A 7,551-nucleotide genomic window follows, 5' to 3' on the forward strand; every position below is an offset into this window, starting at 1 on the left:
AACATGACCCAAGTGAGCATTGCCTGACCGAGAACGAACCTCGATTCGCTCCATCCCATGGCTCAGGTCCTTGTAATAATGAATCAATTCCTTAGAAATCGGACGGCTAAAACTTGGCCAACCACAACCTGAGGCAAACTTATCCTTAGCAAAAAAGAGTGGCTCACCTGTCGTAATGTCTACATAAATGCCCTCTTCAAAGGTCTGGTCATAGGCATTGGTAAATGGCGCCTCTGTAGCAGCTTCTTGCGTAACACGATAAGACTCTTCAGATAAACTTTCCTTTAACACCTCTTGGCTAGGCTTTTCATAGTTAGATGCGTCAATCAATGGCTTCTCAGCATCGGTCACATCGATATGACAGTAACCCGAAGGATTTTTCTTGAGATAGTCTTGATGGTAGTCTTCAGCCAAAATGTAGTGGCGAAGTTTCTCCACTTCTACTGCAATCTTTCGACCCAGCATACGCTCCTGCTCCTGCACCACTGTGTAGATAGCAGGCAAGTCTGCTTCATCCTGATAATAGATCCCCGTTCGATATTGGCGACCACGGTCATTCCCCTGCTGGTTAATAGACAAGGGATCAATAACACGGAAATAATAAAGCAAAATCTCTCTGAGTGACACTACTTTCTCATCATAAATCACTTGAACAGTCTCTGCATGGTCTGTTTCCTTAATCAGCTGGTAATTGGTCGTTTCGACTTGCCCATTAGCGTAGCCGACACTGGTAGCTAGCACTCCAGAAATACGTGAAAAATACTCTTCTAGCCCCCAAAAACAACCACCTGCAAGATAAATTTCTGCCATCTTTATTTCTCCTTTATCAAGTTTTTAACTAATACTCTTCGAAAATCTCTTCAAACCACGTCAGCGTCACCTTACCGTACTCAAGTACAGCCTGCGGCTAGCTTCCTAATTTGCTCTTTGATTTTCATTGAGTATAGACTTCTTTTCAAAAAAAGGATAGGAAGCCCTCTGGTCGAGAGTTTCCCCATCCTATCCTCTATTTCTTTACTTTGTTTCGACACGGACACCTTGGGTATCAACTTTCAAGTCATGCAGTTTGCCTTTGAAAGACTGCTTTTGCAATTCTGCCTTAATCGCCGGCATCTTGTCATGAGAGGCCAATACCATCACTGTTGGCCCAGCACCAGAGAGGTAGGTTGCATAGGCACCATTCTCTTTGGCTACTTGCTTAATCGTTGCAAATTCACGGACCAGACTTTGACGGTAACGCTCGTGGAAGAGGTCTCCCTCGATTGCTTGCCCAGCTGTCACCATGTCTCCTGCCAATAAGGCTGCAACTGCCACATTTGCGATGGAACTAGCAGCAACAGCTTCCTTGTAGGACAATTTCTTAGGCAAGACACCACGACTATCGCGAGTGCGTAATTCATAGTTGGGAATATAAGCTAAAAAATCACATTCTGGGAAGTCTGCCACAATAGCAGAGACTTTTCCTTCAACGGAGCTCGCAACAACAAGATTTCCATAAATGGCTGGAGCCACATTGTCAGGATGTCCTTCAATCTTGGTCGCCAGCTGCAATTTTTCGTGGTTAGATAAGTTGAGCTTGCCCAGTTGGTTGGCCAGTTCAATCCCAGCAACAATAACTGAGCTAGAAGAACCCAAACCACGCGCCAGAGGAACATCACTGGTCATTTTCAAACGTCTCGGTTGCAAGTTCGGCGCAATTTGCAAGGTAATCTTAAGCAAAAGATTACGCTCGTCATGGGGAATCCATTTACCAATCTGGTGTTCAATCAACCACTCATCCCGTTCTTCACAGACCTCAATTTGAAGATACTTGGTTACAGCTACACCGACCGAATCAAAACCTGGCCCGATATTGGCACTGGTTGCAGGTACAATAATCTTCATCCTATTCTCCTAACACCTTGAAGGTATTCAAGAGGTCAAATTCTGAAGCTTTGGCCAACTCAGCTGATACATTCTCAAGCTGTGCTTTATTAATCTTATGAGTGATAATCACTACACGCGCCTTGTCATCCTCTTTTCCATCTTGGAGGATTTGCTTGAAGGAAATATCTTGAGCATTGAAGATTTCAGCAAGTTTTAAGACCTGACCTTTTGAGTCTGGTGCCAAGATTGAGAAATAGTAGTTTGCTTTAACATCTTCTGGATTTGCCAAGACCAAGTCACGGCTATATTCGTTGAAGTCTTTACCGATGGTACCATCATTCAAGCGACGAACGATACGGACAATATCTGCTACAACACTTGTTGCAGTTGGTTTTTGACCCGCACCTGGTCCGTAGTACATAGACTCACCTATACCAATAGATTCTACAAAAACAGCGTTCATTACCCCATTTACACTGGCAAGTGGGTGCGCTTTAGGAAGGAAGGTTGGAGTCACTTCTGCAGCAATACCCGAAGGAGTTTCCTCGATAGAACCTACCAATTTCACTACATAGCCCAGATCTTGGGCTACAGCTACGTCTTCTGGTGTGATGTTGCGGATTCCCTTGTGGGCTACATCGTCAAAGGCAACCTTCATACCAAAAGCAAATTGGCTCAAAATCACCATCTTGTAGGCTGCGTCAATCCCATCCACGTCATTTGTAGGGTCGCTTTCTGCAAAACCTAATCTTTGTGCTTCCGCAAGAGCGTCATCGTAAGACCAGCCTTCTTCAACCATTTTGGTCATCATGAAGTTAGAAGTTCCGTTAACGACACCAAGAACGCGCGTGATTTTGTCAGAAGCCAACGAATTTGCTAAGGTACGAAGAATTGGAATCCCACCAGCTACTGCTGCTTCGTAGTAAAGTGCTACGTTATGCTCTTTAGCGATTTCTAGCAATTCTGCACCATGGACAGCCAAAAGGTCCTTGTTAGCAGTAACAACGTGTTTTCCAGCTTCCAAGGCACGAGTGATAAAGGTTTTAGCTGGTTCGATACGCCCCATCAATTCCACTACAATGGTAATATCTTTGTCTGATAAAATATCATCTACATTGGTTACAAAGTTAAAGTCATTCCCTGCTGCAAGCAAGCGGTTCTTTTCATCTTCATCCTTGACCAATACCTTGGCCACTTCAATCTCTGAATGAGCTGACTGAACGATTTTTTCTCCATTTTCCTTTAGGAGGAATGGCACACCACTTGCAACGGTACCAAATCCAAGTAAAGCAATTTTAACTGTCATGTTTGTCTCCTAGAAATTTTCTGATATAGCCATTATAACAGAATTTTGTGAAAATTCCTATTATAGTAAATCACTATTTCAGTCTAGTAAAGAAAAAACGAATCCCATGATTCGTCTTTCTTGATAAATGAAAATTGATTTTAAAAATTATGAATTAATCTTTTGCAAACCAAGGACTGCATCGTGATTGATCAAGATTTGCCCATACTCTTGCAAGACTGAACGACTGATGTCACTATCATCTGCAAATTCACGCATACGAGCCAAGAGCCAAGCTGGGTATGGACTTGGATGATTTTCAATATCGACTAAAATTGTCAAATAATAGTGGTCATTCATCTTATAGAGTTCAGATGTTTCCATCTCAAAAGTCACTGTTTTAGCAAAAGCAACTAAGTCAGCAAGGCTTGCAAAGCGCAGGATGTAGTAGATATAAGGTTCTTTCTTATTCTCCGTCTCCTTGTTCGCTTGCTCTTGCTCTTCTTCCTTTGCTTCGACCTGTTCTAGAGATTGGATGGCCTCAATATCGTCCTTGGTCTTGTCTGCAATGCTCTTTTCCAGAGTTTTGAGAAATTCATCCGGTGACATTTGGGCTAATTCTTCCATGTCTGGTAAATCCACCAAATCTTCAAAATCCAGATTCTGGTCAATCTTGGACTTGGTCACAAAGACATCCACCTTATCAGGTTTGGGCGTCACACGAAAACTCAGCATGCCACTATCCAAGAAATTGTCTGGCATTTCCAGTTCATCTAAAATAGCATAGAAAAACTCTTCGGTTTTTTCCTGAGGAACGAGAAAGTCTGCAATTTCCATTCCTCGATCCATCAAATCATCTAAAGTCATCGTGATTTTCAGTGTTGTATCACTAATTTGTTTCATCTTCATATCTAGTAACCTCATACTTTCAGTCTATCTATTATACTAGATTTTTACGATTTTATCAAAAGAATGAAGCTGGAATGTGATATAATACTAGAGATAATGTTACATTTAAGAAAGAAAGTTCAATGAAAAATATAAAAGTAAACGCCTTGGCTAGCTTGCTGGTCAATATTCTCAATATCGTTTTTCCGCTGATAACCAACCCTTATCTGACGCGGATCCTCAGCAAATCCAACTACGGTTATTTCAATACCGCCAATACCTGGGCTAGTTTTGTTATTCCACTAGCTGCCTTTGGGATTTACAACTACGGGATTCGAGCTATCAGTAAGGTCAAGGATGACAAGAATAAAATCAACTACGTCTTTTCTAAGTTGTTTTATATCTCGGTTTTCACCTCTCTCCTGACGACTGGTATCTACTTCCTCTTTATCTTCTTTGACACCAGCATTGAGAATCTGAAAGTTCTCTACTACATCCTAGGAGCTCAAGCACTCTTCCAATTTCTCAATATCGAATGGATGAATGAGGCCTATGAAAACTATGCCTTTATCCTTTACAAGACATTGATTATTCGAATTACCATGCTGGTCGCTATCTTTGCCTTCGTTAAAACGGCTGATGATATCGTTCCTTATGCTATCGTCATGACAGCGACCACTATCCTCAACTACCTCCTTAGTTTTCTTTGGATTAAGAGAGAAGTTTCTTTTGTTAAAATTGGTTTCATCGAATTAGCTAAGGCTTCTAAACCACTCTTTACTATGCTTCTCCTGGCAAATGCCAATATGCTCTACACCTTGCTAGATAGAATGTTTATCACCAAGGGACCAGATGAAAACTATATTTCTTATTATACAATTGCCTATAGCATCGTCATGCTGATTGCTGGTGTCTTAAGTGGAGCTATCAGTGTCAGCATTCCACGTCTCGGCTACTATCTTGGGAAAAAGGATTACAATTCTTATAATTATCTTGTAAATCAAGCGGCATCCTTATTCTATTTTCTCATGATTCCAACTAGTTTTGGGATTATGATTTTGGGAAAGTACGCAACGGTTATCTACTCTTCTGAAAAGTATCTTGAGGCAGGTATCGTGACCAGCGTCTTCGCCTTTCGAACTATTATCTGGGCTATTGAATTGATTCTTGGTAAGCAAATTATCTTTATCAATGACCACGAGAACCGCTTGACTGCTTTCTACTTTGCTGGTGGTGGAGCAAATCTTCTCTTCAACTGTATCTTGTATATCAATAATATTTTTGCCCCTGAGTATTATATTGCTACGACCATTATTGCAGAAGCCATCGTTGTTCTCTTAGAAATTCATTTTATTAGGAAACACCAACTAATCAATTTAAAAGAAATCTTTGTGACCTTAACACGTTATGGTCTCATATCCCTTGGTTTTATCCCGATCTTCTATATTTTCAAGATGATTTTCCAAATCAGTTCCTATACGGTGAACCTCAACATGATCCTCATGGTTCTCTCTACCATAGCCACTTGTGGAATCTACTATCTCTTGACGCTTTTTATCGCTAAGGATAAAACACTTCACTATGCACTGAACCTAGTACTAGCTAAGATCAAAAGAAACTAAAAGAACACCCTACTGATAAACGAGCGTTTACTAGTAGGGTGTTTCTTTTATTCTTTTTCTTTCTTGTCAGAAGTATTGGCTTCTAGATTTGAATCTTGTTTTGGCTGTTCAGCAATAGAGGAACTAGCTTCTTGCTTCTTCTCTGACTGATCTGCTTCGCCATTGACAGCAGCAACAGCCTGTCTCCAAATGCCTTCCTCGTTTACCTTATAACCATCCGGTGTGGTGGCATTTTTCAACAAGGAACCATCTGTTTGGAAATAGTACCAATTACCGTCAATTCGTTTCCAACCGGTCTGCATAGCTCCTGATTCATCAAAGTAATAATGATCACCATTTACTTTATGAAGGCCAACCAACATGATACCATCTTCAGGATTGAGATAATACCAGATTCCTTTATCCTTTATCCAACCTGTTTTCATAGCTCCATTTGCTTCAAAGTAACGATAATGATTATCAAACCATTTCCAGCCTGTTTGCATTGCTCCTGATGCACTAAAGTAATACTGCTTACCATCTACTTGTTGGAAACCGACCAGCATGATACCTTCCTGATCTTCAAGATAATACCATGTTCCTTGATCCTTCAACCAACCAGTTTTCATAGCTCCTGAGTCAGCGTAGTAATGCCAGTGTTTATCAAGCCACTGCCAGCCTGTTTGCATGGCACCGCTGGTATTCAAATAGTAACGCGTACCATTGATTTCTTGTTTTCCAGTCTGCATAATACCATCTTGATTTAGATAATACCATTTCTCATTATCCTTAATCCAGCCTGTTTTCATAGCTCCTGAGTTCGCATAGTAATACCAATTGTTCTCTAGCCATCTCCAGCCCGTTTGCATGGCACCACTAGCGTTCAAGTAGTAACGAGTACCATTTATATCTTGTTTTCCAGTGAGCATGATACCATCTTTGTCCAGATAATACCAAGTATCCTGATCCTTGACCCAGCCAGTTTTCATAGCTCCCGAAGTAGCAAAGTAACGCCAGTATCCCTCAATACGATTCCAACCGGTCTGCATGATACCATCTTTGTCAAAATAATAGGTTTCCCCATTAATCTTCTTTAGACCGACGGCTACATTACCATTCTCGTCATAGTAGTACCAATTCGAGTCAATCTTTTTCCAACTTGATACTTTGTTACCAACTTGTAAAGCTCCACTGTCTGCAAAGAACATTTTCTTACCATTAAAGACTTGATGTCCTGTTAACATCTTTCCATCTGCTGCAAAGAGATATTTCTTCCCTCCAATTTCAGAAAGTTCACTAAATCGTCTAGCGCCATTTGATTGGATATAATACCAAGAGCCATCCAGCTTGAACCAACCGCCTGTTTGCATTTTGCCATTTGAGTTGAGATAGTAATCATTCCCCTTAGCATTTTCTCCCCAATCATCATTAAGGTGAAGCCAGCGTCCTGCTTGCATTTGCCCTTTTCCATTAAAGAAGTAAGTGGCTCCGCCAATCTCTTTCCAACCGATAGCCATTTCTCCATCTGCTAAACGATATTTCCAGTAGCCACCTTCTTGATACCATTTTTCGTCAACTACAGGGATGTCAGGGAAGAGATTAGAAACATTAGCAAATCCGTTATCACTAATATCAAAAACAGTTGCATCCTGAGTTTGACTAGAAGCTCTGAGAACTTGAATATTTTTCTTTTGGAGATATTCTCTGGTTGAAGCAACATTAATATCACCGCCAGTTGTCTGAATAATCATCTTTGGAGATAGGTTTTCAAGAAAATTAATCGTATTTGAAATTGTCGCATCATAATGATGATTCCATTTCATCATATCAACCTTGCCGATAACTGGACCTAACTTATCTTCCGCTCCTTCGGCATTATCCAAATCTCCACCAAGGTAGATTCTCTTTCCT

At 40.9% G+C, this 7,551-nt stretch carries 6 protein-coding genes; 1 reads left to right on the plus strand and 5 read right to left on the minus strand.

Annotated features, from left to right (window positions below; translation table 11 throughout):
• From msrA to mecA, 4 genes are all read right to left on the minus strand, one after another.
• On the minus strand, positions 1–810 hold an 810-nt coding region (gene msrA, locus SORDD05_RS03280), incomplete at its 3' end, for a peptide-methionine (S)-S-oxide reductase MsrA (RefSeq protein ID WP_231077318.1).
• Between the two features lie 204 nt (positions 811–1,014).
• Positions 1,015–1,884: a homoserine kinase gene (gene thrB, locus SORDD05_RS03285; RefSeq protein ID WP_061417067.1), complete on the minus strand. Its 870-nt coding sequence runs from the start codon at positions 1,882–1,884 to the stop codon at positions 1,015–1,017.
• A gap of 1 nt (position 1,885) precedes the next feature.
• Entirely contained in the window at positions 1,886–3,172 is a 1,287-nt protein-coding gene (locus SORDD05_RS03290) for a homoserine dehydrogenase (RefSeq protein ID WP_061417068.1), read from the minus strand.
• A 147-nt stretch (positions 3,173–3,319) separates the two neighbouring features.
• Positions 3,320–4,060 (minus strand): adaptor protein MecA, encoded by a 741-nt coding sequence (gene mecA, locus SORDD05_RS03295; RefSeq protein WP_061417069.1) that lies wholly within the window; start codon positions 4,058–4,060, stop codon positions 3,320–3,322.
• 122 nt (positions 4,061–4,182) lie between these two features.
• Here mecA and SORDD05_RS03300 point away from each other — a divergent pair, with 122 nt between their 5' ends.
• Positions 4,183–5,661 carry an oligosaccharide flippase family protein gene (locus tag SORDD05_RS03300; RefSeq protein ID WP_061417070.1) on the plus strand — a complete coding sequence of 493 codons (1,479 nt, stop codon included), beginning with the start codon at positions 4,183–4,185 and terminating at the stop codon, positions 5,659–5,661.
• A gap of 47 nt (positions 5,662–5,708) precedes the next feature.
• Here SORDD05_RS03300 and SORDD05_RS03305 read toward each other — a convergent pair.
• On the minus strand, positions 5,709–7,551 hold a 1,843-nt coding region (locus SORDD05_RS03305), incomplete at its 5' end, for an N-acetylmuramoyl-L-alanine amidase family protein (protein WP_061417812.1).

The sequence above is a fragment of the Streptococcus oralis genome (genome assembly GCF_001578705.1).
Classification (GTDB): Bacteria; Bacillota; Bacilli; order Lactobacillales; family Streptococcaceae; genus Streptococcus; species Streptococcus oralis_J.